At 73.3% G+C, this 24519-nt stretch carries 36 protein-coding genes; 10 read left to right on the plus strand and 26 right to left on the minus strand.

Annotation, left to right across the window (positions count from 1 at the left end):
- Positions 1-3: 3 nt before the first annotated feature.
- A complete protein-coding gene (locus FB474_RS00675) occupies positions 4-453 on the minus strand; it encodes a group II truncated hemoglobin (RefSeq protein WP_141786897.1) in 450 nt (149 codons plus the stop codon).
- Between the two features lie 129 nt (positions 454-582).
- Here FB474_RS00675 and FB474_RS00680 point away from each other — a divergent pair, with 129 nt between their 5' ends.
- Positions 583-987 carry an ankyrin repeat domain-containing protein gene (locus tag FB474_RS00680; protein WP_185745977.1) on the plus strand — a complete coding sequence of 135 codons (405 nt, stop codon included), beginning with the start codon at positions 583-585 and terminating at the stop codon, positions 985-987.
- A 60-nt stretch (positions 988-1047) separates the two neighbouring features.
- Here FB474_RS00680 and FB474_RS00685 read toward each other — a convergent pair whose 3' ends face one another.
- On the minus strand, positions 1048-1386 hold the full coding sequence (locus FB474_RS00685; RefSeq protein WP_221632388.1) for an MmcQ/YjbR family DNA-binding protein: 339 nt from the start codon (positions 1384-1386) through the stop codon (positions 1048-1050).
- Between the two features lie 82 nt (positions 1387-1468).
- Here FB474_RS00685 and FB474_RS00690 point away from each other — a divergent pair, with 82 nt between their 5' ends.
- Entirely contained in the window at positions 1469-2017 is a 549-nt protein-coding gene (locus FB474_RS00690; protein ID WP_141786899.1) for a hypothetical protein, read from the plus strand.
- Between the two features lie 125 nt (positions 2018-2142).
- Here FB474_RS00690 and FB474_RS00695 read toward each other — a convergent pair whose 3' ends face one another.
- From FB474_RS00695 to FB474_RS00715, 5 genes are all read right to left on the minus strand, one after another.
- On the minus strand, positions 2143-2562 hold the full coding sequence (locus FB474_RS00695; RefSeq protein WP_141786900.1) for an arsenate reductase ArsC: 420 nt from the start codon (positions 2560-2562) through the stop codon (positions 2143-2145).
- Positions 2563-2572: 10 nt separating this feature from the next.
- A complete protein-coding gene (locus FB474_RS00700; protein ID WP_141786901.1) occupies positions 2573-3355 on the minus strand; it encodes an aquaporin in 783 nt (260 codons plus the stop codon).
- Positions 3355-3693, minus strand: a complete 339-nt coding sequence (locus FB474_RS00705; RefSeq protein WP_141786902.1) for an ArsR/SmtB family transcription factor — start codon at positions 3691-3693, stop codon at positions 3355-3357. Before FB474_RS00705 ends, FB474_RS00700 begins: the two co-directional genes overlap by 1 nt.
- Before the next feature lie 73 nt (positions 3694-3766).
- The gene (locus FB474_RS00710; RefSeq protein ID WP_141786903.1) at positions 3767-4264 is read right to left on the minus strand and encodes an ArsI/CadI family heavy metal resistance metalloenzyme; all 498 of its coding nucleotides are present in this window, start codon (positions 4262-4264) and stop codon (positions 3767-3769) included.
- Between the two features lie 25 nt (positions 4265-4289).
- Positions 4290-4496, minus strand: a complete 207-nt coding sequence (locus FB474_RS00715) for a hypothetical protein (protein ID WP_141786904.1) — start codon at positions 4494-4496, stop codon at positions 4290-4292.
- Between the two features lie 92 nt (positions 4497-4588).
- On the opposite strand from FB474_RS00715, the gene FB474_RS00720 reads away from it, so the two are divergent.
- Both FB474_RS00720 and FB474_RS00725 read left to right on the plus strand, forming a co-directional pair.
- A complete protein-coding gene (locus tag FB474_RS00720) occupies positions 4589-4948 on the plus strand; it encodes an ArsR/SmtB family transcription factor (RefSeq protein WP_141786905.1) in 360 nt (119 codons plus the stop codon).
- The gene (locus FB474_RS00725; RefSeq protein ID WP_141786906.1) at positions 4948-5424 is read left to right on the plus strand and encodes a GNAT family N-acetyltransferase; all 477 of its coding nucleotides are present in this window, start codon (positions 4948-4950) and stop codon (positions 5422-5424) included. Before FB474_RS00720 ends, FB474_RS00725 begins: the two co-directional genes overlap by 1 nt.
- A gap of 1 nt (position 5425) precedes the next feature.
- On the opposite strand, the gene FB474_RS00730 is transcribed toward FB474_RS00725, so the two are convergent.
- Positions 5426-5950, minus strand: a complete 525-nt coding sequence (locus FB474_RS00730; RefSeq protein WP_141786907.1) for a DinB family protein — start codon at positions 5948-5950, stop codon at positions 5426-5428.
- Between the two features lie 160 nt (positions 5951-6110).
- Between FB474_RS00730 and FB474_RS00735 the strand changes: the two genes are divergently transcribed.
- The 3 genes from FB474_RS00735 (at position 6111) to FB474_RS00745 (ending at position 7792) form a co-directional block, all read left to right on the plus strand.
- Positions 6111-6332, plus strand: a complete 222-nt coding sequence (locus FB474_RS00735) for a hypothetical protein (RefSeq protein ID WP_141786908.1) — start codon at positions 6111-6113, stop codon at positions 6330-6332.
- Positions 6333-6398: 66 nt separating this feature from the next.
- Positions 6399-7139 carry a class I SAM-dependent methyltransferase gene (locus FB474_RS00740; RefSeq protein ID WP_141786909.1) on the plus strand — a complete coding sequence of 247 codons (741 nt, stop codon included), beginning with the start codon at positions 6399-6401 and terminating at the stop codon, positions 7137-7139.
- A 113-nt stretch (positions 7140-7252) separates the two neighbouring features.
- Positions 7253-7792 carry a DUF4234 domain-containing protein gene (locus FB474_RS00745; protein ID WP_185745978.1) on the plus strand — a complete coding sequence of 180 codons (540 nt, stop codon included), beginning with the start codon at positions 7253-7255 and terminating at the stop codon, positions 7790-7792.
- A 44-nt stretch (positions 7793-7836) separates the two neighbouring features.
- Here the strand turns inward: FB474_RS00745 and FB474_RS00750 are convergent, their stop codons facing one another.
- The 5 genes from FB474_RS00750 to FB474_RS00770 form a co-directional block, all read right to left on the minus strand.
- The gene (locus tag FB474_RS00750; protein WP_246091989.1) at positions 7837-8328 is read right to left on the minus strand and encodes a GNAT family N-acetyltransferase; all 492 of its coding nucleotides are present in this window, start codon (positions 8326-8328) and stop codon (positions 7837-7839) included.
- 34 nt (positions 8329-8362) lie between these two features.
- Positions 8363-8884, minus strand: a complete 522-nt coding sequence (locus FB474_RS21055; RefSeq protein ID WP_141786910.1) for a GNAT family N-acetyltransferase — start codon at positions 8882-8884, stop codon at positions 8363-8365.
- Positions 8885-8900: 16 nt separating this feature from the next.
- Entirely contained in the window at positions 8901-9734 is an 834-nt protein-coding gene (locus tag FB474_RS00760; RefSeq protein ID WP_141786911.1) for a class I SAM-dependent methyltransferase, read from the minus strand.
- 74 nt (positions 9735-9808) lie between these two features.
- On the minus strand, positions 9809-10264 hold the full coding sequence (locus tag FB474_RS00765) for a hypothetical protein (protein ID WP_141786912.1): 456 nt from the start codon (positions 10262-10264) through the stop codon (positions 9809-9811).
- Positions 10265-10398: 134 nt separating this feature from the next.
- Positions 10399-10893, minus strand: a complete 495-nt coding sequence (locus tag FB474_RS00770; RefSeq protein ID WP_141786913.1) for a GNAT family N-acetyltransferase — start codon at positions 10891-10893, stop codon at positions 10399-10401.
- Between the two features lie 84 nt (positions 10894-10977).
- On the opposite strand from FB474_RS00770, the gene FB474_RS00775 reads away from it, so the two are divergent.
- A complete protein-coding gene (locus tag FB474_RS00775) occupies positions 10978-11466 on the plus strand; it encodes an FBP domain-containing protein (RefSeq protein WP_141786914.1) in 489 nt (162 codons plus the stop codon).
- Here the strand turns inward: FB474_RS00775 and FB474_RS20570 are convergent.
- From FB474_RS20570 to FB474_RS00820, 10 genes are all read right to left on the minus strand, one after another.
- Positions 11463-11633: a hypothetical protein gene (locus tag FB474_RS20570; RefSeq protein ID WP_185745979.1), complete on the minus strand. Its 171-nt coding sequence runs from the start codon at positions 11631-11633 to the stop codon at positions 11463-11465. The two genes, FB474_RS00775 and FB474_RS20570, sit on opposite strands and share 4 nt — an antisense overlap.
- Positions 11634-11782: 149 nt before the next feature.
- Positions 11783-12514, minus strand: a complete 732-nt coding sequence (locus tag FB474_RS00780) for a Type 1 glutamine amidotransferase-like domain-containing protein (RefSeq protein WP_141786915.1) — start codon at positions 12512-12514, stop codon at positions 11783-11785.
- Positions 12515-12546: 32 nt separating this feature from the next.
- Entirely contained in the window at positions 12547-13191 is a 645-nt protein-coding gene (locus FB474_RS00785) for an SAM-dependent methyltransferase (protein ID WP_141786916.1), read from the minus strand.
- Positions 13188-13658 (minus strand): GNAT family N-acetyltransferase, encoded by a 471-nt coding sequence (locus FB474_RS00790; protein WP_141786917.1) that lies wholly within the window; start codon positions 13656-13658, stop codon positions 13188-13190. Before FB474_RS00790 ends, FB474_RS00785 begins: the two co-directional genes overlap by 4 nt.
- A 73-nt stretch (positions 13659-13731) precedes the next feature.
- Positions 13732-14520: a DUF5995 family protein gene (locus FB474_RS00795; RefSeq protein ID WP_246091990.1), complete on the minus strand. Its 789-nt coding sequence runs from the start codon at positions 14518-14520 to the stop codon at positions 13732-13734.
- On the minus strand, positions 14508-14810 hold the full coding sequence (locus FB474_RS00800) for a hypothetical protein (RefSeq protein WP_141786918.1): 303 nt from the start codon (positions 14808-14810) through the stop codon (positions 14508-14510). Before FB474_RS00800 ends, FB474_RS00795 begins: the two co-directional genes overlap by 13 nt.
- Positions 14811-14888: 78 nt before the next feature.
- Positions 14889-17669 carry a penicillin acylase family protein gene (locus FB474_RS00805; protein ID WP_141786919.1) on the minus strand — a complete coding sequence of 927 codons (2781 nt, stop codon included), beginning with the start codon at positions 17667-17669 and terminating at the stop codon, positions 14889-14891.
- Positions 17670-17718: 49 nt separating this feature from the next.
- Complete coding sequence (locus FB474_RS00810; protein ID WP_141786920.1) at positions 17719-18195, minus strand: NUDIX hydrolase; 477 nt, start codon at positions 18193-18195, stop codon at positions 17719-17721.
- A 28-nt stretch (positions 18196-18223) separates the two neighbouring features.
- Positions 18224-18631 carry a VOC family protein gene (locus FB474_RS00815; RefSeq protein ID WP_141786921.1) on the minus strand — a complete coding sequence of 136 codons (408 nt, stop codon included), beginning with the start codon at positions 18629-18631 and terminating at the stop codon, positions 18224-18226.
- Between the two features lie 22 nt (positions 18632-18653).
- Positions 18654-19034 (minus strand): VOC family protein, encoded by a 381-nt coding sequence (locus FB474_RS00820; protein WP_141786922.1) that lies wholly within the window; start codon positions 19032-19034, stop codon positions 18654-18656.
- Positions 19035-19148: 114 nt separating this feature from the next.
- On the opposite strand from FB474_RS00820, the gene FB474_RS00825 reads away from it, so the two are divergent.
- A complete protein-coding gene (locus FB474_RS00825; protein WP_246091991.1) occupies positions 19149-20405 on the plus strand; it encodes a sensor histidine kinase in 1257 nt (418 codons plus the stop codon).
- 276 nt (positions 20406-20681) lie between these two features.
- Here the strand turns inward: FB474_RS00825 and FB474_RS00830 are convergent, their stop codons facing one another.
- Both FB474_RS00830 and FB474_RS00835 read right to left on the minus strand, forming a co-directional pair.
- Positions 20682-21446, minus strand: coding sequence for an SDR family NAD(P)-dependent oxidoreductase (locus FB474_RS00830; RefSeq protein ID WP_141786923.1), 765 nt, complete (start codon positions 21444-21446; stop codon positions 20682-20684).
- 35 nt (positions 21447-21481) lie between these two features.
- Positions 21482-22633: an acyl-CoA dehydrogenase family protein gene (locus FB474_RS00835; protein WP_141786924.1), complete on the minus strand. Its 1152-nt coding sequence runs from the start codon at positions 22631-22633 to the stop codon at positions 21482-21484.
- Positions 22634-22689: 56 nt separating this feature from the next.
- On the opposite strand from FB474_RS00835, the gene FB474_RS00840 reads away from it, so the two are divergent.
- Positions 22690-23265: a TetR/AcrR family transcriptional regulator gene (locus tag FB474_RS00840; protein ID WP_221632390.1), complete on the plus strand. Its 576-nt coding sequence runs from the start codon at positions 22690-22692 to the stop codon at positions 23263-23265.
- A gap of 6 nt (positions 23266-23271) precedes the next feature.
- On the opposite strand, the gene FB474_RS00845 is transcribed toward FB474_RS00840, so the two are convergent.
- The gene (locus FB474_RS00845) at positions 23272-24516 is read right to left on the minus strand and encodes an MFS transporter (protein WP_141786926.1); all 1245 of its coding nucleotides are present in this window, start codon (positions 24514-24516) and stop codon (positions 23272-23274) included.
- Positions 24517-24519 lie beyond the last annotated feature (3 nt).

Raw genomic sequence — 24519 nt, forward strand, 5'->3', positions numbered from 1 at the left:
ACCTCAGGGCTGCAGGCCCTGCCAGGACCAGCGCGGGATGCGCAGCCCGTCGGGCACGTCGTCCGCGGACCGGTGGTAGCGGGACATGGTCGTGGTCGTCGCCCAGGCGAAGTAGTCGTGCAGCACGGTCCGCACGGGGTCGCCATCGGTGAGGCCGGCGTCGGTCATCGCCTGGTCGAAGCAGGCGATCGCCCGCGCGTCCATCTCCGGGTGCGGCCCGTTGCCGCTGTGCATCCGCACCACCGAGGTCTCGTCGCCAAGCCCTCGGGAGTATGCCGGCGGGCCGCCGAGCGCCTCGACCCAGTAGGCGGCGAGCCGCGCGCTGTGATCGGGGTGGAAGCCGTGGCTGAACGCGTGGCTCACCACCTCGTCCGCCAGGACGCGCGCATGCCAGGCCTCGGCCAGACGGAGCAGGCCCTCGTCGCCACCCGCCGCCTCGTACACGCTCCCCATCGCCCAAGGATGGCAGCGGTGGACACCGCGCGACAGCCTCAGCGACCCGCCCCATACCGCAGAAGGGCCGACTTCCAAGATCTCGTCAAGGGGTGTGGTGGGGACGCAGCCCACGCGCATGCTGGACGTATGCCGGGGAAGGCGCACCTGCGCTTGGGCGACATGATTCACGCCGCCCTTGCCTGCGACGTGGGCGCGGTCCGGCGCCTGCTCGACGAGGGGCTCGCTCCCGACCTCGCCAACGCCCAGGGGTTCACGGCGCTGCACTTCGCCGCCCAGGCGCGCTGCCCGGCGGTGATCTCCCTGCTCCTGCACGCGGGGGCGCACGTGGACTCCCGGGACAACTGGGGCAACACGCCGCTGTCGAGGGCCATCTTCTATGCCCGCGGGGAGAGCGCGGCGGTCGCGGTGCTCCTGGCTGCGGGCGCCGACCCGGACGCGCCCAACGACGTCGGGGTGACGCCCCGGGAGCTGGCCGAGCGCCTCGGCGACACCAACCTGGTGGCCCTGTTCACCGACGGGACCGCGCGCTGAGCCACGCCTGTGCCCGGCGCGCGGACGCGCGGGACAGCCACGCGTCCTGGACCAGCTCGGTCAGCTCATCACGGTCAGCTCGCCGACCCGGCTGGCGCGCAGCAGCACCGAGGGATGCCCGTCGAAGTGGGCCGTGGTGAAGAACGGTGACGCCGGGTCCTGCACCAGGGACTGCTTGTCGGCCTCGTCGGCCACCCAGAAGACGACCACGTCGTCGTAGCGCTCCCCGGTGACGGGGTCGAGCGCGTCGGGTCGGGGGGTGCGGAAGAAGACGAACGACTTGCCGCCCACCTGGTACACCGGGTTGCCGGCGGTGCCGTGGTCCACCGTCACGTGGGGCATTGCCAGGGCAAGGTCGTGCACGTCCTCGACCCGCGCCCGCCGGCTCCTGCCCACCACGTCAGCAGCGTAGGCGGACGTCTCGGGCCGGAGCCACGCAGAAACCCGCACGTCAGACCGGTTCCTCAGGCAGCATGACCCCATGACCGAGGTCCGGGGGGACGCGCAAGCAGTGCCGACGACACCGCGCCGCCGGCTCTGGTGGCTCATCACGGCGGCTGCTGTGCTGGCCATGGCCGTCCCCTGGGTCGTGGCCGCGTCCCGGGGTGGCCACGCCGGTGGTGACCCGGGTGGGGCGCGCCTGGCGGCCCTGCGGCAGGTGTCGGCCGCCCTGCCTGCCGGGGCTGTCGTCCAGCAGCACACTGACGCATCCCCCTCGTGGACCTCCTGCGACGGCCGCCCCGGCACCGAGGGGTGGAGCGATGTCCTCGCCGACTGGCAGTTCACGTCGACGCAGACCAGGGACCAGGTCCGCGCGCACACAGCGGCGCGGATGGCTGCGCTGCACTGGAGTGCCGCGGGCGCCTCGTCCACGCCGCTGGGGCCGGTGCGGGAGTGGACCAGGGTCATCCACCCCGGCGTCCGGGCTCACGCCCAGCTCGGGCTCGGCCAGAGCGGGCCGGGTCAGCCGCCCTACTGGGAGCTCTCGGCGGTGGCGCCGCCGGAGGGGACGGCAGCCTCGGGCTGCTGACCGCCGGACCAGGCACACGGCATACCGGGCTGCTGACCGCCGGACCAGGCACACGGCATACCGGGCTGCTGACCGCCGGACCAGGCACGCGGCATACCGGGCTGCTGCGGCGCTCGCAGCGCCGCCTACCGGGCCGTGGTCGTCTCGGGCAGCAGCTCGGCGATGAGGGCCTCGACCCGGGCCCGGATCTCGTCGCGGATCGGGCGGACCGCCTCGACGCCCTTGCCGGCCGGGTCCTCCAGCACCCAGTCCTCGTAGCGCTTGCCCGGGAAGAAGGGGCAGGTGTCGCCACAGCCCATGGTGATGACGACGTCGGAGTCCTTCACCGCCTCGGTGGTCAGGACCTTGGGCGTCTCGGCGGCGATGTCGATGCCCTCCTCGGCCATGGCCGCCACGGCCGCGGGGTTGACCCGGTCCGCGGGCTCGGAGCCGGCCGAGCGCACCTCGACCCGACCGCCGGACAGGTGGTTCAGGTAGGCCGCGGCCATCTGCGAGCGGCCGGCGTTGTGGATGCAGACGAACAGGACGCTGGGCTTGGTGGTCATGGCAGGCCTTTCAGAGGGCGCGGGCGGCGTCGGGGGCGGACCCGCCGGTGGTGGTCGGGTGGTCGGCGCCGTGAGGCAGGACGACGTCGTCGGCCACGGTGGCGACGTCGGGGTGGAGCAGCCGCACCAGGGCCAGGCCGACCGCGCCGCCGACGACCTGGGCGACGACGAACCCCGGGACGGAGGCGGGGGCGATGCCGGCGAAGGTGTCGGAGAACATCCGCCCGACGGTCACCGCCGGGTTGGCGAAGGAGGTGCTGGAGGTGAACCAGTACGCCGCACCGATGTAGGCCCCGACGGCCGGCGCGGCCACGGCTCCGCGGCCGGTGCGAGCCAGGGCGAAGATGAGCGCCACCAGCCCGGCCGTGGCCACGACCTCCCCGAGCCACAGGTTGGCGTGGGTGCGGTCGTGCGTGGACAGGTGGGTGGGGACGTCGAACATGAGGTTGGCCAGGAGCGCCCCGGCGACGGCGCCGACGACCTGGGCCAGCGTGTAGGCCCCCACGTCACGACCGCTGAGGCCGGTCCCGGCGTGGCGGCCGAGCAGCCAGTCGCCCGCCGAGACGACCGGGTTGAAGTGGGCCCCGGACACCGGCCCGAACATCAGGATGAGCACCGTCAGGCCGAGCACGGTGGCGGTCGAGTTCTCCAGCAGCTGCAGCCCGACGTTGCCCGGCGAGAGCTGCTGGGCGGCGATGCCCGACCCGACGACCACCGCGACGAGCATCGCGGTGCCGACCAGCTCGGCGACCAGCCGGCGACCCAGCCCGGGGGCGGAGGTGGACCCGGCCATCAGCAGGGCCTGCGCGGTGCGGTGCGGGCGGCCTGAGCCAGGGCCGCGAACTGGGCCGCGACGGCATCGAGCGCCTCGGGGCGCAGCCGGTAGTAGGTGTAGCGGCCGCACGGCTCGGTCTCGACGACGCCGGCCTCGCGCAGCTGGCGCAGGTGGTTCGACACCGCGGTCGGCAGCGCGCCGGTGGCCTCGGCCAGGTGGCAGGTGCACAGCTGCTCGGCGGCCAGCAGGGTCACCAGCCGTGCCCGCAGCGGGTCGGCGAAGAGCTTCACCGACGGCTGGTCCAGCACCGGCGGGTCGGCCGGGCGCCGCGGATTCAGGTCAACATGAGTAGTCATCGCACCATGAATCGTTGTGGCGCCCGGCCGGTGCCGTCAAACGAACAGTCGGTGAACGGGGTGGCGGCCGGGGTCAGCAGCAGGCGGCAGTCGCGGCCGTCTCGCCGGTGGCTGCCCCGATGGCGGCCCCGATGGCGGCCCCGGTGGCGCAGCATCCGCTGGTCGTAGCGGCCTCCTCGGCGGTGCGGCGCCCCTCGAGCTCGGGCTGGGCATCGGCCAGGACGACGTAGTTCTCCCAGCGCTGCCCGTCCGGACCGGTGACCCAGTGCTTGGACTGCCGGGCATAGCAGCAGACCACGTCCCCCTCGGTCTCCAGGCTCAGGCCTGCGGCCTCGAGCCGGTCGGCCTGGGCGGCGACCTCGTCCATCGAGGCGCGCTCGACACCGAGGTGGTTCAGCGTGCCGCTGGCGGTGGGGTTCTCGAACAGGACCAGCTTCAGCGGCGGGTTCTCCACCGCGAAGTTGGCGTAGCCGGGGCGGCGCTTGGCCGGCTCGGTCGCGAACAGGGTGGAGTAGAAGTCCACGGCGGCGTCGATGTCGTTGACGTTGAGGGCGAGCTGGATGCGGGACATGGTCGGGCCTTTTCGGGTGGTGGGGTCAGGCGCAGCAGGCTGCGGGGGAGGCCGGCGTGGTCCGGGCCGCGCGGGCCTCGTGGTGCAGCGGGCGGGTCAGTGCCGAGACGGCGGAGGCAAGCCAGGCCGTATGCGCGGGTGCGGGCTCGTGCAGCCAGGAGCGGGTGGCCTTCCGCTGCACCTCCTCGGTGCGGGCCAGGGCCAGGGCGTGGGTCGTGGATGTCGGCAACATCGGCTTCTCCTTCGACGGTGAGGCAACCTCTTTGACGTTCATAGAATCGCTAGGTATTTGACGTTCGTCAAGAAGGTTGCGAGGATTTCTTCATGCCCAAGCCGCTGCCCCTCCTGCAGGACACCTCGCCGATCTGCTGCGCCCCGCTCGCGCCCGCGACGCGGATGTCCCGGGATGACGCGGTCGGCCTGGCGGTGCGGCTCAAGGCGCTGGCGGACCCGGCCCGGCTCCTGCTGGTGGACCACCTGCTCTCCCAGCCGGACTACGAGGCCTGCACCTGCGACCTCGCGCCGGTGGTCGGGCTGTCCGAGCCCACGACCAGCCACCACCTCAAGCAGCTGCTCACGGCCGGCCTCGTCACCAAGCGCCGGGACGGCATGAACGTGCACTACCGCCTCGTGCCCGAGGCGATGAACGCCGTGTCCCGCGTGCTCGACACGGGCTGCTGCTGATGGCCAGCCCCTCGCCTGGTCATGCGGTGCGGCCCGCCCATGACGCCGATGACGGCCCCGCACGCGAGCTGCTCACCGCGGCTGGGCTCCCGCTGGGCGGCCTGGGCGACAGCTGGCGCCGCTGGGTGGTCGACGGCAGCGCCGGCCTCGACGGTGTCGTCGCCCTCGAGCGCCACACGGGGGTCGGCCGCCCGGTCTACCTGCTGCGCAGCCTGGTCGTGCGCCCGGACACCCGCGCCACCGGAGTCGGCACCGCGCTGATGCGGGCGGCCCTGGCCGGTGCCGACGCGCACGAGGGCGGCCGGGCCGCGGTGGCCCTGCTGACCGAGACCGCTGTCGGCTACTTCGAACGGTTCGGCTTCACCGCCACCACCCGCGAGGCCCTGCCGCAGGCGCTGGCCGGGTCCGCCGAGCTCTCCGGGGCCTGCCCGTCCTCGGCTGTGGCGTACTGGCGGGCAGGGGCTGCCTCGTCCTGATTCACGCGGTCGCGGCGGGCAGGGTCAGCTGGCGGCGGTGGTGGTCGTAGTGCTGGGTGGCGTAGTGGTAGACGTCGCCCACCGTCATGACGTCCGTGAAGTAGGGGTCCCACCCGACGGGGAAGTGCATGCCACGGCCCAGCGCCACGTCGCTCTCTCGCAGGAGCCTGGCCTGGAGCCGCGCGATGACGTGGTCGAGCAGCCGTTCCATGCCGGCGTGGCCCAGCATGCGCGCCCCGCCGAGCGACCCGACGTAGTTGACGACGTGGAACGGCCTCGTGCCCGCGTTGAGGGCCGCAGCGAACCGTCGGGACACCCCGCGCGGCGCCCGGGAGAGCAGGTGGACGAGCACGAGCAGGGTGCGCACCACCAGGTAGCCGAACAGCATGTGGAAGAGCAGCTGCTCGTTGGTCCACCGGGTGCCGTTCGTGCCGGCCCGCAGGTCCGCGCTGGTGGCGGTGTCCAGGAGGTGGTGGAAGTCCAGGCGTGCCCGTTCCATCTCGGCCACGATCGGCTGCCGGTCCATGTGCACGCTCCCGGGTCGAGAGGGTTCCCCTCGGGAACGGTACCCGGGGAACGGCCCCCTGGCGGTCGCGGCGGAGGGACCGAATGCCCCCTGAAGGCGCCCGGCCCGGCGTACGCTCATGGTGACCGGGTGGACCGGTCGGGGGGCAACAGGAGATGCCATGGCGAGCGTCATCATCGAGTCGTTCTTCGTCGCGGTCTTCGTGCTGGCCGTCGGCACGGTCATCACGCTCGCGATCCGGGGCGCGATCTACCGGCACCACCACCCGCGCACCCGCGAGGAGCGCCTGGCCGACGAGCACGGTGACATGGATCCGGACTCGTTCAAGCTGAGCGGTGGCCCGAGCTGGACCGGGACGTCCGGCGGCGGGGGCATGGGCTAGGTCGCCCCGCCCCCCCTGCGAAAGGTGGTGGCCGCCCGGTCACCCTGCTCGCTAGCGTCCAGCCCCATGGCTGACGAGCTGTATGCCGACCCTCGCCTCGTCGCGCTCTACGACGCCTGGAACGGCGGGCGCTGGGACGTCGAGCACTACGTCTCCCTCGCCCGGACCCTCGCGGCCAGGCGCATCGTCGACGTCGGCTGCGGCACCGGCACCCTGGCGATCGAGCTGGCGGAGCAGGCCGACCACGTCACGGGTCTCGACCCCGCCGCCGGGATGCTGCACGCGGCGCGGGCCAAGCCCGGGGCCGAGGCCGTGACCTGGGTGCAGGGCACGGCTGCCGACCTGCCCGGGAGCGCCTTCGACCTGGCGGTGATGACGGGCCACGTCGCCCAAGTGTTCGTCACCGAGGTGCAGTGGGCCGCCACGCTCGGGCAGCTCTCCCGGGTGTTGGCGCCCGGTGGGGTGCTGGCGTTCGAGACGCGCAACCCCGCGGCGCAGGCGTGGCGGCGCTGGACTCCCGAGGGCTCCCGCGAGGAGGCGGTCATCGCCGGCCGGCGCGTCGAGTCCTGGCACGAGGTGACCGAGGTCGGTGAGGCCACGGTCAGCTTCACCACCCACCACCTCCTCGGCGCCGACCCGGCCGAGCACGTCGAGAGCCGCAGCACGCTCGCCTTCCGTGACCTGCCGACGCTCGAGCGGACCCTCGAGGCCGCGGGATTCTCGGTCGAGACCGTCCACGGTGACTGGGACGGCTCGCCGTTAACCGACGCCAGCCCCGAAATCATCGTCAGCGCCCGCAGGGTCTGACTTTCCCGAAACGAGCCATGCGGCAAGGCCATCGCTGGCATGCTTGCCCGGCTCCGTTGAACCCGCCCGTGGCACCAGAGGTGCCGCGGGCTCTTGCATGAAAGAGGACTGGCATGACCGAACAGGCTTATCCCGAGCCGACGACCGACGACGCGCGTGGGCACGAGCTGGCGCTGCACGAGCCGGCACCGGCGCAGATGGTTCCCCTGGCCGAGACGTCTGGGCAGCTGCTGCCTCAGCAGCCGGGCGCCCTTGCCGAGGGCACGATGATGAAGCGCCGCAACGTCTTCGCCGTGTGGCTCGGTCTGCCGCTGATCACGCTGGGGATCTACAACCTGGTGTGGTGGTACAAGGTCAACGCCGAGATGGCCGCCTTCGACCGCCGCCACCCGGTCAACCCCGCCGCCACGCTCCTGGCCTTCCTGTTCGGCTGGATCCTGGTGATCCCGCCCTACCTGGCGGTCTACGGCACCGGTCAGCGGATCGCCGAGCGGCAGCGTGCTGCCGGCCTGGCCCCGACCTGCTCGCCGGCGCTCGGGATCGTGCTGGTCTTCGTCCTCGGGCTGCACACGCTCTACTACCAGTCCGAGCTCAACAAGATCGTCGACCGCTACGGCGCCCCCGCCGGCGCGCAGGTCTCGCTGGCTGCCTGACCGACCGCCCACGGCAGTGCCCCGGGGCGCTGCCGTGGGCCACCTCACCCGTGCTGGCCCGTCGGCTGACCACTGCCCAGACGCCGCTCAAAGCACAGGGAGGTCGTCGACCCGACGTACGGGCCGAACGCCGGGACCGGCGCGTAGCCCGCGCTGGTGTAGAGCCCGATGGCCTCAGCCTGCAACGGTCCGGTCTCCAGCCGCAGCACCGTCCAGCCCCGCGAGAGGGCCTGCTCCTCCAGGGCGCCCAGCACCAGCCGCGAGACACCACGACCCCGGTGGGCAGGCGCGACATACATCCGCTTGATCTCTGCCGCCTCCCCACCGAGGTGGCGCAGGGACCCACACCCGACCGCCTCCCCGGCGGCGTCGCGCGCCAGCAGGAACACGTTGACGTCGGCCGCGGTCGGCTTGGTGCCCGGCTCGACGTCGCCGTCGTAGGCCGCGACCAGCTCGGCCCGCTGCGCCGCGCGCAGCCGTCGCCCGTCGGGGCTGTCCCAGGGCGCGACCTCGACGACGAAACCCGTTGTCACCACTGCGCTCTGCTCCTGTGTATGCCATGTGGCCGGCTCAGCCGCCCAGCTCGGTCGCGGGGTCGATCCGCCAGTGGTTGGTGTGCAGCCACCGGCCGGCGAAGTCGACGTCACGCGTGCCGACGAGGGTGAAGCCGAGCGAGCGGCAGATGCCGTTGGACGGCCCGTTCGTCGCGCCGGGGAAAGCATGCACCAGCCCCCACCGGCCCTGCCGGCGTGCCCGCTCCAGCAGCTCCCGGACCGCGGCCTTGGCCAGGCCACGACCCTGGAACTCCGGCAGGATCATCCAGCCCACCTCGGACAGCGTCTCGCCCGGCGACTCCTCGTCCTCGTGGGACCACAGCACGACGTTGCCGGCGACCTCCTCGGGCCGGCTCTCGTCCGGCACCACCATGAGGATGAACGACTCGCCGGACTCGGCGGCCGCGACGTCGCGGGCGACCTTGTCCTCGATGCCCTCGCGCGGCAGCGGGCCGCCGAGCTCGCTCATCATCACCGGGTCGCAACGCATCCGCACATAGGTCTCGACGTCGCCGGGCTGGACGTTGCGCAGCATCATCACGGGCCCCAGGTGCTCACGCGGCGGCGAAACGCAGCCGCAGGATCGGCAGGCCGGTCAGCCCGAGGGCCCGCACCCGCGCCGACCGGTTGACCACAGGGGCGACCCAGCCGTGCAGCGGGCCCCGGCCCCGGGGTGGGACGAGGTCGCGGACCTCGTCGACCCCGGGGATGGCCAGCAGCCGGCGGCGCTCGGCCGCGTCGAGCGCCCAGGGCATCGGCGGGGTGACGTAGCCCTGCTTCGTGCGCATCTGTCCGGCCTGGGTGCGCTGGCTGAACCACGGCGGCACCCCGTCGAGCACCAGCTCCGCGCCCGGGAACCGCTGGGCCAGGTCGGCCACGAGGCCGTGGACCTCCGCGGGCTGGAGGTACATCAGCAGCCCCTGTGCCGTGACCAGCACCCCGCGGCGGGGGTCGACCTGGTCCATCCACGCCGGGTCGAGGGCCGACACGGCGGCCACGGACTGCCGCCCGGTCGCCGTCCCGAGGAGCCGGGTGCGCACCTCGACCGTCTCGGGCAGGTCGACCGTCAGCCAGTGCACCCGACCGTTGTCGACCCGCCAGAACTGCGTCTCGAGCCCCTCGCCGAGCGCGACGACCGTGCCGTCGGGGTGGGTGCCCAGGAACCGGCGCACCTCCCGGTCGAACGTCGCCGCCCGCAGGGCCTGCCACTGGCCGAGCTCACCCGAGCCGAACCGCGCGGCGAAGGGGTAGTCGATCGCCTCGACCAGCGCGACCGCCTTGGGGTCGCGCAGCACCGGGTGGTCCTGGCGCGCCTCGGTCGCGCGCTGGTAGAGGTTCCACAGCAGCGTCTCGGGCACGCCGCCGAGGTTCACCTGCACCGGGTCCATGTCGTGGCCTCCCCGCCGGGGCATGTTCACGCCTCGCGTCCGAGCCTAGCCATGACCGCCGACGGCGCGACCGGTCAGCGCGTGGCCCGGCGTCGCCGGGTCGAGCGCAGCGCGGCACGCGTGCCCGGCGCGGGCGCCGCGACGGCGCGGCGGGACGCCCGGCCCCGGGTGGGTGTCGCGCGGGCGGTGCGTCGCTCGGCGAGCTTCGCCCGCCGCACCCGCGCGGGGTGCGGCTGGAGCTCCGCACCGGGCTGGCGGGTGGCATGCCGGTGCCCGCCCAGGGCCCAGGCGAGCAGGGCAGCCGACAGGACGCCGGCGAGGAAGATCCCGCCTAGGGCCAGGGTCAGCTGCCCCCGGGACAGCGAGATGGCCGAGTCGGGCCGGCCGCCGCCGACGGCGAGGATCGCGCCGGTCGACAGCAGCGCCAGTGCGCCGACGGCCGCCCCGAACCGGAGCCGGAAGCCGGCCCCTCGCCCGGCCTGCGTACCGGCGGTCGTGCCCCTGGCCGTCCTGGTTCCTTCTGCCCCCATGCCCCGTCCCTCGTGCCGATCCATTGACTCCTGTCGATGGATACCGCAGGGTGGCGCCGCGCGTGGGGCGATCTGGACAAGTTCATAGACGACACGCGGGCGACGCGCCGTCGGGACGTGGCGGGGTCAGCCGCTCAGGGACTTGAGCAGGTAGTGGCACGGCGTCCGGTGCTCGCGCAGCCGCGCCCGGCCGAGTCCCGCTCGGTCCACTCGTCCAGCACCATCCCGTGGCCCCAGTCGCGGTAGCTGAGCCGCCCGTAGAGCCGCAGGGCACCCGTGTTCGAGGGCTCGACCGCCAGGCCCAGGACACCGGTCCCGTCGACCCGCGCCAGCTCCTCGGCGGCGGTGATGAGCAGGGTCCCCACGCCCCGCCCCTGCGGCAGGGCCTCCAGCGCGTTCATCTCCCACAGGTCGCCGCGCTCGCGCACCCCGGCGTACTTCGAGGCGTGCAGCAGCGTCACCCGGCCCACCACGGTGCCCCCTGACCAGCCAAGCAGGTATCGCGCCTCGCCCCGCTGCTGCATCGCGCACCGTTCGCGGTGGTGCGCCAGGGCGTCGGCAGGCACTGCTGACCGCTCCAGCCGGGAGAGGTCGTCAGGCGAACAGGGCCGCACCACAACGGGATCCATGCCCGGATCCTCCCGTGGCGCAGCGGTGCGCGCAGCCGGATATCCGCTCGACGCCCGGGGGTGCCGGCTGGCAGCGTGGCCGCCATGGAGCCGCTCACCGCTGCCGCCGTCCGCGGCAGCTTCGTCAACCTGTCCAAGACCCAGGCCAAGGCGCTGAACCTGCCAGCGGGGCTGGAGCAGTCCGACTGGGACACCCTGGACTACCTGGGCTGGCGCGACCCCAAGGCGCCGGCGCGCGCCTACCTGGTGCTGTGGCGCGACGGGAAGCCGCTGGGCCTGGCGCTGCGGGCGCCCTCGACCAGCGGCAGCCGCGGGTCCGCGCTGTGCAACCTGTGCTGGTCGGCGCACAAGCCCTCGGACGTCGTGCTGTTCGTCGCGCCGCGGGCCGGGTCCGCCGGACGGGATGGCAACACGGTCGGCACCTACATCTGCGCCGACCTGGCCTGTTCGCTCTACGTGCGGGGGCTGCGACCGCTCGAGCTGCCGCAGGGGGAGTCGATGGTGGAGCCGGCCGAGCGGGCCCGCCGGCTGACGGATCGGCTCGGGGCGTTCGTGGACCGAGTGCTGGCCTAGGCCGGCAGGGCGCGACGGGTGGCCACGGTCAACAGGGCCTCCTCGTCGCTCATCATGTCGAGCTCGGCGAGGGAGATCGTGCCGTCGACCAGGCTCTGGGCCACGAGCTCGACCGCCGAGGCGGGATACGCGCTGGGACCGGGGAGCCGGGACCGCAGGGGGGTCACGCACTGGTGCACCGCCGCCTCCAGGGGATGAGGGGGGAACTTGATACCTCAAGGTTCCCAGTGCGGCAGCACACGGGTGGGGGGCTTTACCAAGTCCTGACTCTTGCTCCGCGCGGTTGCGGCCGGTTGGTTCGGGTGGCTCCGCATGCTCACTCGCCCAGCAGGCGGGCCTCCAGCCGCTCCTCACACCACGCGCCCGGGCCGTCGGGCTCGACCCACCAGCCGCAGGCGCCGTCGACGACCGTGACGACCTCGCGCAGCTCGGTGCCGACGTAGTGCAGCCCGACCCCGTCCTCGCTGGCGTAGCCGGCGGGCACGAGGCCCTCGGCGACGGCCGCGCGATACGCCTCCCGGCGCGGCTGCTCGGGGAAGTTGTCGTGCACCCCGTTGCTGAACGGCAGCCAGCCCAGGGTGTCGGTCACGGTGTCGAGCGCGTCGCTGAAGGAGTCGGTCGGGCCGCCGAGGTGCCAGCACAGGCTGCCCGCGCTCTGCCCGGCCAGCACGACGCCGGCCTCCCAGCACTCCCGCAGCAGCTCCGGTATGCCGTGGGCACGCCAGACCGCCATGAGGTTCACGACGCTGCCGCCGCCGACCCACACCGCGTCCTGCGCGAGCAGGTGCTCGCGCACGTCCGGCACGTTGGGCTGGGTGAACAGGCTCAGGTGGCTGGTGGTCACGTCGTCCCGGTGGGCCAGCGCCCGGTGGAAGCTGTCGATGTGCGCCGGGTGGTCGCCTGTCCCGGTCGCGATGTAGGTGATCCGCGGGCGCTCGCGGCCGGTCAGCCCAACCGCGTGCTCGATGAGCGGGATGGTCGTGTGGCGCGGGTTGGTCGAGGGCAGCGGTCCGGACACGGCGAAGATCTGCGGGGTGGCGCTGGACATGGGCGTCAACCTAGCCGCGTACCCGGGTCGGCTCAGGTCGTGAAGGTGAACAGGCGCCGCCCGCGCCGCACCGGACGGGGTGTGCCGGCGTACCGGTGCACGCCGACGCTGAACAGCACGTCGTCCGGCGCCTCGAACGCGACTTCAGCAAAACCGTTGCCGGACAACGACTTCCGGATCGCGGGGGTCAGGTCGGGGTGTCGCCGGGACCGGGTCCACACCACCGTGGCGCCGACGGCGCACAGCTCCGGCAGTGTCGCGAGGGTGCGCTCGACGTCGGCGTCGCTGATGTTGCCGAGCACGCCGCACAGCAGCACCAGATCGGCCGGGACGTACTCGGCCCAGAGGTCGACCAGCGCAGCGTCGCCCTCGAGCACGCGCACCCGGGCTGTCGCCAGGGTGGCCGCCGTCGCGCGTGCCGTCGTCACGAGACCCGCGTCGAGCTCGACGAGGGTGGCGTCGACGTCGTCGTGGTCCCCGCGGTCGCGCAGCACGCCGAGCAGGTCGCGCCCGTCGCCGGCGCACAGGCTCAGCACCCGGGCCGGAGCGCCGCCGCGGGCCTCCAGCCACGTCCCGACGTGACGCTGCACGACCGCCAGCCGCCGGGACAGCGGCGACGTCGGGTCGGCATAGGGCTCGTGCCAGGCCTGCCAGTCGGTGGGTGCTGCCGGGCTCACGCCAGCATCTTCTCCATCCAGATCCCGTCCGGCCCCTCGGGGTCGGGGTGCCGGGCGACCTCGACGAAGCCCCTCCGGCGGTAGAACCGCTCGGCCTCATCGTTGCCGTCGACGTAGGACAGGCGCAGCCGGTCCGCGCCCGGCGGCAACGAGGCGAGGACCGCCTCCAGCAGGGCCGAACCGATCCCGAAGCCGTGGAAGTCCGGCAGCACGTAGAGCTTCCACAGGACCGGGGAGCCGTCCAGCTCGCCGACCGTCGCGGTGCCCACGACGTCGTCCCCGGCCACGGCGACGAAGGTGCCCTGCCCCTCGATGCTGCGGCGCACCGCCTCGGGGGACCACCAACGGGCCAGGCCGTAGGACACGTAGTCCGCGCCGGCGATCGGCCCGTAGGTCGCCGGCCACGTGCGCAGCCCGACCAGGCGCACGGCATACGCGTCCTTGGCGTTCGCGAGCCGGACATCCACGGCGTCACCCCCCTGGGTAGCGGTCCCCTCCGCGGAGGGTAGGTCGCCGCGGCCCGAGGCGCTACCGCATCGCTCAGGGCCAGCGCTGGTCGGTGCCCGGCAGGCGAACGCCGAACCCCCGCACGGCCAGCTTCAGGATCACCGGTCCTGGTGCCGTGAGCTGCTCGACCTTGTCGGCGCAGAGGTGCGCCAGCTGGTCCAGGCCGTCGGCGAGGGCGAACGGGCCGCGTCGACGGGCGCGGTCGAGCACCATCGCGTTCGCCCAGACCTTGCGGCGGGACTCCCGCAGGAACCGCTTGGTGCCCAGGCGGTTGAGCGGGCTGAGCACCCGGTCGCTCAGACTCGCCGTGCCGAGGGACGCGAGGCGGTCGTCCTCGGCGCCGACCCGGGAGGCCAGCACCGTGTCGATGTGCCGGTGGTCCACGTGACGCCAGTGGACCAGGGCGGGGTCGTCCAACTCGGCGCTGCTGATGACCGCGAGCAGGGCCTGGGGCAGGTCGAAGTTGATGTGCGCGTTCATGTCGAGCAGGACGTGCCGCAGCGGCGGTACGTCGCCGGCGTCGAAGGCCGCCTGCCAGGGCAGGGGTGCCGGGTCGCCGCGCCCGTGCGCCTCCAGCGCGTCGAGGTAGTGCTCGGCGAACGCGACGTCCCACCGCTCGACCCACTCCGGGTCACGGAACGTCCCGGCCGCGAGCTCGTCACGGACCGCGGCCGTGGTGCGGGTGTAGGTGGACAGGAAGAACCGCTTCGGGTCACCGGCCGCCTCCATGGGAGCGAGCAGCCGGTGCATCCGCTCCAGGACCGCGTCGATGCCGGCGCCGGTGCGGCCCGGGCCGCATGGCCCCCGGATCAGCGGGTCCACTCCTCGACGACGTCGAGGTTGGAGAACTTGGGCGGCGCGTCGCACAGCGCCGCGAGCTGGGCCGCGAACTCCGTGGTGTCGGCGCGCTCGGAGTTGGCCATCGCCTCCTCGTACGACGCGAACTCGATGATGTTGACGCAGCGGTTGGGGTTGTCCCGGTCCCGGCTGAAGACACCCCGGACCGGGCCACCGGGCTCTCCCTCGCGCCCGGCGCGCCAGTCGTCGGCGAGCTTCTGCAGCTCGTCGACGCGGGAGGTCGTGAACTCGATGATCTGCACGAACCCGGCCATGATCGCTCCTTCTCCACAGGTGCGACCACGGTCCCTCCGCCGGACCCCAGGAGGATCCGGCGAAGGGCGTACGTGGGGCTAGCGCTCCGTGGTGAAGTGGACGACCTGCTGGAACGTCGGCCGGTTCTGCCAGTCGATCGGCCGCACGCCGACCAGACCGGCGGTGGTGTGCCGGATGTCGTCCAGGTGCTTGTCGTAGGTCAGCGCGCCCACGTCCGTCACCTTCTGGGCGGCCAGGGCGCGCTGGACGGCGGCGGTCAGGGAGGCGATGACGGTGTCGGCGCACGACGTCCGGGGGCCGCACAGCGAGGCGGGCCGGGTGCCCGCGGGTCCGTGCCCGAGGGCACGACGGAGCTCGGCGTCGACGTAGCCGTACCAGGCGACCTCGTTCCACGAGGAGCCCTTGCCCTCGCGCGGGTGGTCGTCCAGGGCCTTGGGCAGCTGGTCCACCAGCGAGCCGAGCACCGGGCGCAGCACGTCCTTGGGCAGCGCGCCGGGGGAGGAGTCCGCCACGGCCTCGTGCTCCGGCTGCCACCACTCGTCGAACAGCGCGATCGCGGCCTGGTCGGCGTAGTGCCCGGTGCGCGCCCGGTCGACCCGGTGCGCGCCGTCGGCCAGCCAGCCGCGCAGCAGCGTGACGGCCTTGCGGGTCTGCGGGTCGCTGCCGCCGTCGCCGAGGACGTCGAGCAGGGCGGGCAGGGTGTACCGCGCGCGGCTGTCGACCGTCGCCGCGTCCGCGACCGCGCCCACGAGCTGGGGGACGGTCGCGTGGCCGGTGGCGGCCAGCGCGCCGACCCGGTCGGACAGCGCCCGGGAGCGGTAGATGGAGTTGTAGCCCCAGACGTTGTCGGCGGCGGAGAACCCGGGCGCCTGCTTGTTGTTCCACGACACGAGGTAGCCCGAGGGCGGGTCGGCCTGCTGCACGTGCCCGCTGGTCGGCACCCACCCGGTCCAGTCGTAGCGGCTGTCGCCCCAGCGCGGGAAGTCCAGGTCGGTCCCGGCGGCCCGCTGCGGCAGCCGGCCCGAGCCGAAGTAGGCGATGTCCTTGTCGTTGGCGAAGAACCAGTTGAACGTGTAGTCGATCCCACTCATGGCCCGGTTGAACGAGGCCGGGTCGTGCACCTGCGCCGGGTCGTTGACCCGGGCGAAGCCGATCACCGAGTCCACCTCGTGGCCGTAGGTGCTGCGCTGCAGCACCAGCGCCACCGGTATGCCGTGCACCGTCACCTGGGACTGCACGATGCCGTGCCCGGTGCGCAGGACCTGCATCCGCAGCTGCTGCGGCGGGTTGGTGGCCCCGGCGTTGGGCAGCGCCGTCTCCTCGTGCACCCACGAGGTCATCGGCACACAGCGGCCGTCCGCCAGGTAGTGCGTGCTGCGCACGGTCGGGGTGGAGCCGTCGGGCTCGCACAGCCGCTCGGCGACGGTGTCGACGATGTCGCTGCTGGCGCTCGTCGCGCTCCACGCGTAGTCCAGGCCGCGGCCGAGCTCGACGACCAGCGACGTGCCCGCGAAGGACACCCCGCGGGCGTGGATGCCCGGCCCGTTGAGCACCTCCTCGCTGAGCAGCTGGGGCGCGTAGTAGCCGGTCTGGGGGCCGAACACCACCGTCGGGTGACCGTCCGCCGAGCGCGAACCGGCAATGAGCGCAGCGTTGCTCGCGCCCCGGGTGGTCAGCGGCAGGAAGGTGCCGTGCGGCATGTCCAGGCCGAGCGAGGGTGGCGCGGCGGGCAGCGGGAGCCCGGTGCCGCCGACGTCCGCCCCCGTGCCGTCGGCGGTCGGCCCGGCCAGGTCGGGCAGGGCGACGCCGGGCTGCGCCGGGTTGGGGTCGCCGCCGCCGTAGGGCGTGCGCACGCTGGCCGTGGTCGGCGCCTCGGGGTCGTTCTTGGCGCGCAGGTCGCGGTAGTAGGCCAGCCCCTGCGCCGCGCCGAAACGGCCCTGGAGCTGCTGCAGCCAGCGGGCGTTGTCGGCCTCGCCACCGCCGCCCTTGCCGAAGATGCCGCCGACGAGGGAGGCGACGTAGACCAGGTCGGCGCGGGTCCAGTCCTTCGGGGTCTTCTGCAGCGCGGCGTACTCCGCCGGGCAGTGCAGCCCGGTGGGCAGGTTGGCCGGGCAGAGGGCGTGCTGCGCGGCGTTGATCCCGGCCAGGTAGGCGTCGGCCCGGGCGAGCAGCGCCCGGCCCTCCTCGCCGTAGCGCTGGACCACGCCGTCGAGCTGGGCCTGCGCCTCGGCCGGGGTGTAGGCGGCGGTCTGGAGCTGGTGCCGGTCCATGGCGACGTTGCCCTCGGTGGGCCCGAGGAACTCCGCCGCGCGGGCGGCCCCGGCATGGCGCAGCACGTCCTGCAGGAACATCCGGTCCATCGTCCCGGCGTAGCCCGCGCCGAAGGCGACGTCCTCGGCGCTCTGCCCGTCCACGTAGGGGACCCCGAACGCGTCCCAGCGGATGCGCACCCCCGGCCTCGGCGTGGCGCTGCGGACCACCGTGTCGGGGGTGAAGTCGGCGCGCTTGTAGAGCCGGGAGACATCACCGGCGCTGACGGAGGCCGGGTCGAGCCGGTTCAGCCCGTCATACATCTCGAGCTGGTCGGCGAAGTTCGGCGGCGCGTTGCGGCCCTCCACGGCGACCCTGCCCTGCGGGTCGCCGGCGACGACGGTCGCGAGCTTCGCGGCGTCGATGCTCCCGGACTGGCCCGGCGGCAGGACGTTGCGGACCGCGCCCTCCAGCGGGTCCGGTGTCCCGGCGGCGGTGGCCCCGGGCGCGACGGCGACCACGGCGGTGGCGACGCCGGCGAGCAGCGCCAGGGCCAGGGCGGGGCGACGGGTGGAGCGGTCACGACAGCGGAGCAGCACGGACGGCATCGGTCCTCCTCGCGGGTGTGACCGGGGTAACGAGGAGGCGTGGCCGGGGTTACTCGTCGGTAGCCACGATGTGGGACGAGAGCCGGTCCAGGAAGACCCGCTGACCAGAGACCAGCTTGGCCCGGGCCGTCCCGAGGTCCAGCCAGGCCACCCGATCCAGCTCGGGGAAGACCTGCCGGCGGCCGCTGCGCGGCGGCCACTCCATCTCGAAGGTCCCGAAGGTCGCCGCGTCGACGTCGACGTCGGCCGCCAGGGCGAAGACGCGCACCACCTTGCCGCTGGGCTGGCGCGCGTCGCCGAGGTCGGCCCACGGACCGTCCGGCACAGGCAGGCCGAGCTCCTCGGTGAACTCGCGGCGGGCGGCGTCCTGCGGCGACTCGGACTCCTCGTGCTCGCCCTTGGGCACCGACCAGCCGCCGTCGTCCTTGCGCGCCCAGTACGGCCCGCCCATGTGTCCGAGCAGGACCTCGGGGCGGCCGTCGTGGACCCGGTGCAGCAACAGACCGGCGCTGCGTCGTCGCGTCATGGCGCCAGTCTGGCGTGACGGCGGCCGCTCAGGCCTGGCTGAGCTCGAAGAGGTGCCCGTCCGGGTCGCGGAAGAAGCACCGCGTCTCGTAGCCCCAGTCGTGTGGCGGGGTGAGGAACTGGGCCCCCCGGGCGACCAGCACGGCGTACGCCTTGCGGCAGTCGGGCACCCGGATGGTGAGGGCGTGGCTGACCCGGCCGGGCTGGTCCGGCGGGGCGAAGGTGACGTCGGGCTTGTCCTCCGTGGGGCCCCCACCGGTGACCAGCAGCAGCCAGGCGCCGCGGAACCGGAAGACCGCCGAGGTGCCGCCGTACTCCCGGAACAGGTCGGCGCCGAGCACGTCGCGGTACCAGCTGGTCGACCGGGCGAGGTCGCTCACGACCAGGATGTGCGTCAGCTCCACCCCCGCCGCGGGGAAGGAGTCGGGTGCCGTCACGGCGTCGGGGTCGCGGCCGCGGTCACGGGTGGAACTGCACCAGGCCGAGCATGTTGCCCTCGCTGTCGCGGAACCACGCCGCGCGCATGTAGCCGGGGGAGAAGATGTTCGTCCCCGAGTCGAAGTCCGGCATCTGCGGGTAGCTCTCGAACTCCACGCCGCGGGCCTTGAGTCCGGCCACCTCGGCCCCGATGTCGTCGACGGTCCAGCCCATCTGGGTGTGCAACCCGCTGCCGGCGTTCCTGCCGGGGTAGACCACGAACGTCGAGCCGTTGCAGCCGTACCGCAGGCCGCCGGGGGTCTCCTCCTCCGGCTCGAGGCCGAGCTTGTCGCGGTAGAACGCCCTGGCGCGTGCGAGGTCGGTGGCAGGCAGCGTGGCGTGCGCCCGCAGGTCCTTGAGCATGGCCCTCACTCCTTCTCCGCCCCTGCCAGACCACTGTGGCCCCGGCGTGCCCGGGCTGCCTCCGCCAAGCGGATGATCGCGCGGATGTCCGCACCCAAACGGCACCAATCGGGCATGATGACCAGTGCCATGGAGAGCCTGTCGCCACCCCTGACCGACGCCACCGCGGCCGACGCCGCGCGTGCTGCGGCGCTCGACGAGTACGACGTCCTCGGCCGCCCGCCGGAGCCTGAGCTGGAGGCGCTCGTCGAGCTGGCCGCCCTGGTCTGCGGGGTGCCGACGGCCGTCATCAACCTCATCGACGAGACCCACCAGCACCAGGTGGCGGCCTTCGGCATCGGGCCCTCGATCTGCACCCGCGACGACTCCATGTGCGACGTCACCATCCAGCAGCAGTCGCCGGTCGTGCTGGCCGACGCGCGGCTCGACCCGCGGTTCGCGCAGAACCCGTTCGTCACCGGGGTCATCGCCTCGCTGCGCTTCTATGCCTCCAGCCAGCTGCGCACCCCCGCGGGCATCACGATCGGCACGCTGTGCGTCTTCGACGAGGAGGAGCGGCACCTCACCCCGGCCCAGGCGGGGGCCGTCGACGCCCTCGCCCGGCAGATCGTCGACATCCTCGAGCTGCGCCGGCGCACCGCCCTGCTCGAGCAGTCGCTCGAGGAGCTGACCCTGGCCCGGGCCGAGCTGAACCGGTCCAACGACCAGCTCGCCGCCTTCGCCGGCCAGGTCAGCCACGACCTGCGCAACCCGCTCACCGCGGTGATGGGCTACGTCCAGGAGCTGGCCGACCTGCCCTCCGTGGCCGAAGACCCCGAGGGCAGCTGGCTGGCCGAGCGGGCGGGGCAGTCGGCCGCGCGGATGTACGCCCAGATGACCGAGCTGCTCGACTACGGCCACGTCGGGGGGCGCCTCGGCAGCGAGGAGGTCGACCTCGGCCGGGTGGCCTACCTCGTCCGTGACGACCTTGGCGACCTCGTCCGCGCCGGCGGGGCGGACCTCGTCATCCACACCCTGCCGGTGGTCCGTGGAGATGAGAACCAGCTCCGTTCGGTGCTGCAGAACCTCATCTCCAACGCCCTGAAGTTCACCCTCCCGGGTGTGCCCGCCCGCGTGACCGTCTCGGCCCGGCGAGGTGCGAGCGGGACTCGCGTCGAGGTCGCCGACCGCGGGGTGGGAGTCCCGGTCGGGCAGGCCGCCGGGGTCTTCACCCTGTTCGAGCGCACCGGGCAGGTCGACGTCGAGGGTCACGGCATCGGCCTGGCCACCTGCCGGCGGGTCGTCGAGGCGCACGGCGGCCGGATCGGGCTCGAGTCGCGCGACGGGGGCGGCACGGTGGCGTGGTTCGAGCTGCCGGACAACGCCGGCTGAGTTTGGGGACCGCCCTGACCTGCAGGTATCCTCCAGCGAGCAAAGTGAGACCCCGCCAAGTATGAGTTGGCGGGGCCTCCTTTTTGTCCGGGGGTGACGCTCCCGCACTTCGGCCAGTGCGCCCTGTCCACCCGTCCGTCACGACGGGTCCGCCGGGTTGCCCCTCGGTCCGGACCTCGTTTGCTGGCCGATCCGCCTCCGTTGCCGAAGGCGTGAGTCCTTTGTATGCCGGGCCGTCACCGCAGCACAGGGACCTTGGTCACCGACGCCGCGGCGTCAGCGCGGGGGCATCCGCAGCGCGCCATCGAGGCGGATGACCTCACCGTTGAGCATCGGGTTGTCGACGATGTGCGCGACCAGCGAGGCGTACTCGCTCGGCCTGCCCAGGCGCGAGGGGTGGGGCACCTGCGCCTCGAGGACCGCCTTCACGTCGCCGGGCAGCCCGGAGAGCATCGGCGTCTCGAACGTGCCGGGGGCCACGGTGACCACGCGGATGTCCCTGTCGGCGAGGTCCCGCGCGGCCGAGAGGGTGAGGCCGACGACGCCACCCTTGGACGCGGCATACGCGGCCTGGCCGATCTGGCCGTCGTAGGCGGCGATCGACGCCGTCATGACGACGACGCCGCGGTCGCCGTCGACCGGCTCGTTGTCGAGCATCGCGGCGGCGCCCAGGCGCAGCACGTTGAACGTGCCGACGAGGTTGATGTCGATGACGTTGCGGAACGTCTCGAGGTCGAGCGGGCCCTTCTTGCCGACCACCCGGCCGGGGGTGCCGACGCCCGCGCAGTTGACGACGACGCGCAGGTCGCCGAGCTCCCTGGCGACCTCGATCGCGGCCTGCACCTGAGCCTCGTCGCGCACGTCCCCCGGGGCGAAGCGCGCGTGGTCGCCGAGCTCCTCGGCCAGGGCCTTCCCGCTGGAGGAGGGCAGGTCGACGATGACGACCGAGGCGCCGCCGTCGTGCAGGCGTCGGACGGTGGCCTCACCGAGTCCGGAGGCGCCACCGGTGACGAGCGCGACGGTGGAGTCGTTGATGTTCAAGGAGGTTCCTCGCTGTGGTGTCGGGGACGGGGTGGTCAGCCGCGCAGCAGCTGACGGGCGATGACCAGGCGCTGGATCTGGTTGGTGCCCTCGAAGATCTGGGTCACCTTGGCCTCGCGCATGTAGCGCTCGACCGGGAAGTCCTGCGTGTAACCGTAGCCACCGAGGACCTGGACCGCATCGGTGGTGACCTTCATGGCGGCGTCGGTGCACACCAGCTTGGCGATCGCGGCCTGCTTGCTGAAGGGCCGGCCGGCGTCGCGCAGGCGCGCCGCGTGCAGGTAGGTCGCGCGGGCCGAGGTGACCGCGGCCTCCATGTCGGCGAGCAGGAACGACAGGCCCTGGAACTCGCTGATCGCCCGGCCGAACTGCTTCCGCTCGGTCGCATAGCCCGCCGCCACGTCCAGCGCCGCCTGCGCCAGGCCCGTCGCGGCCGCCGCGATCCCGAGGCGGCCGGAGTCCAGCGCGGACAGGGCGATCGACATGCCCATGCCCGGCTCGCCGACGAGGCGGCCGGCGTCGACGACGGCGTCCTCGAAGTAGACCTGGCGCACCGTGTCGCAGGCCAGGCCCATCTTGCGCTCGGGCTCGCCGAAGCTCAGGCCCTCGGTGCCGGCCGGGACGACGAAGCAGGACAGCCCCTTGCTCGGGTGGTCGCCGGTGCGGGCGAAGGTCGTGTAGAAGTCCGCGTGGCCGGCGTGGGAGATCCACGCCTTGGTGCCCTTGAGCCGGTATGCCGAGCCGTCACCGAGCGGGGTGGCCCGGGTGGAGATCGCGGAGACGTCGGAGCCGGCCTGGGGCTCGGAAAGGCAGTAGGCGCCGAGCATCGAGCCGCCGAGCATGTCCGGCAGCAGCCCGGCCTTCTGGGCGTCGGTGCCGAACTGCGCCACGGGGTAGCAGGTCAGGGAGTGGACGCTGACGCCGACGGCGACGCTCATCCACGCCGCGGCGATCTCCTCGACGACCTGCAGGTAGACCTCGTAGGGCTGCCCGCCGCCGCCGACCTCCTCGGGGTAGGCCAGGGACAGCAGCCCGGCGTCCCCGAGCAGCCGGAAGGTGTCGCGGGGGAACTCGGCGGCCGCCTCGGCGGCCGGGGCCTTCGGCGCGAGCTGCTCGGCGCAGATCTCGCGCGTGAGCTCGATGAGGTCCTGGGCTTCCTCGGTGGGCATGAGGCGGTCTGCGGGCATGACAGAAACGATACTGCACGCGATACGTCAGTATCACTGTCCGTATGATCTGTGACATGTCCGCGACACTGACCGCCCGCCAGGTGGACCTGCTCGGCCGGCTCACCGACCTGGTCGTGGCCGAGGGCTTCGCGCACCTGACCCTGGACGACCTCGCGGCGCGGCTGCGCTGCTCCAAGACCACGCTCTACGCGCTGGCCCCGAGCAAGGACCAGCTCGCGGTGCGGGTGGTCAACAACTTCTTCCGACGCTCGACCGCGTTCGTCGAGTCGCGGGTGGCGCAGCGGCGTGCGCCGCTGCGCCGGATCGAGGCCTACCTCGAGGCGGTCGCCGAGGCGCTGCGCCCGGCCTCTCGGCAGTTCATCGACGACATCGCCGGCTTCGAACCAACCCGGGCGACCTACCGCGACAACGCCGTGGCGGCGGCCCGCAGGGTGCGCGAGCTGGTCGACGAGGCCGCGGCGGAGAAGGCCGTCGCCCCGGTCGACGCCGCGTTCGTGGCCACGTGGGTCGGCGTGACGATCGAGGCGATCCAGCGCGGGGAGTTCGCCGAGCGCGCCGGGCTCGGTGACGCGGCGGCGTTCGAGGAGCTCGGCCGCCTGGTCAGCCGAGCGCTGGCCCGCCCCGCCTGACCTGCCTCAGGCGGGGTCCGGCTCGACGGCCCGGGCCCGGGCGTGGGTTGAGTCCAGCCGCCGGACGCTGCCGGACATCAGGGGCGCAAAGCTCGAGACGACGAACACCACGGCCGTCGCGGCGAGGGTGTGGCCCAGGCCGAACGCGGCCGCCAGCGGCCCGGCGACCGCGTTGCCCGCGGGGATGCCGACGAACGAGGTGAGCTCGTCCCAGGACGACACGCGCGCGAGCACTCCGTGCGGCACCTGGTCCTGCACGACCGTCTCCCAGCAGGCGTTGAGGAACGCGAGGCCCAGCATCGCGGCCACGGCGCTGGCGACCACGGCCCACAGGTGGTGTGCCGGCCAGGCGTAGGCGGCCGCGAACAGCCCGGTGAGCGCGAGCCCGGCGTTGGCGGCCAGGAGCGGGCGCCGCGGGCGCACGGCCATGGCCACGAAGCCGCCGAGCACGCCGCCGACGCCGATCGAGCTGCCGATGACGCCCACGGCCGTGGCCCCGCCCAGCCGGTTCATCGCCACGACCGGGCCCAGCACGGCGAGCACGCCCCAGGCGGTGTTCCACACGCTGTGGCCGAGGAGGTTCTTCCAGTACCAGTCGCGCGACCGGACCTCGGACCAGCCTGCGGCCAGCTCGTGCCACAGTGGCCTTCGCGCTGCCCGGGTCGCCTCGACCCGCACCAGCGCCACGGTGACTGCGGAGACGACATAGGTGGCGGCGTTGGCGATGAAGGCCACGGGTGCGCCGGCCGTCGCCACGAGGATGCCGGCCAGGGCCGGCCCCCCGATGTTGGCCCCGCTCTGCAGCAGCCCCATGAAGGCGTTCGCGGCATGGCGGTCGGTCTCGGGCACGACCAGCGGCTGGAGCGAGGCGAGAGAGGGGCGGAAGAAGGCGCCGGCCGCACCGGTGACGACGTAGAGGGCGCACAGTGCGGCCGTCGAGGGATGGCCCTTGGCCAGCTCGACGGCGAGAAGGAGCTGCGTGGCTGCCCGCACGATGTCGCACAGCACCATGAGGCGCTGGGGACGCAGCCGGTCGGCCCAGACCCCGCCGAGGAGCATGAGCGCCATGCGCGTGGCCATGCCGGTGCCGATGACGACGCCCAGGTCGGAGGCGGTGCCGCCGCGCTGGACGATCGCCACGGCCAGTGCCACGGTCACGAGGGCGTCTCCCAGCCAGGACAGCCCCTGACCCGCGGCGAGAAGGCGGAACGGGGCTGAGCGCAGCGGCGCCAGGGCGGGAGGGAGGGTCATGTG

The sequence above is a fragment of the Oryzihumus leptocrescens genome (assembly GCF_006716205.1).
GTDB classification, from domain to species: domain Bacteria; phylum Actinomycetota; class Actinomycetes; order Actinomycetales; family Dermatophilaceae; genus Oryzihumus; species Oryzihumus leptocrescens.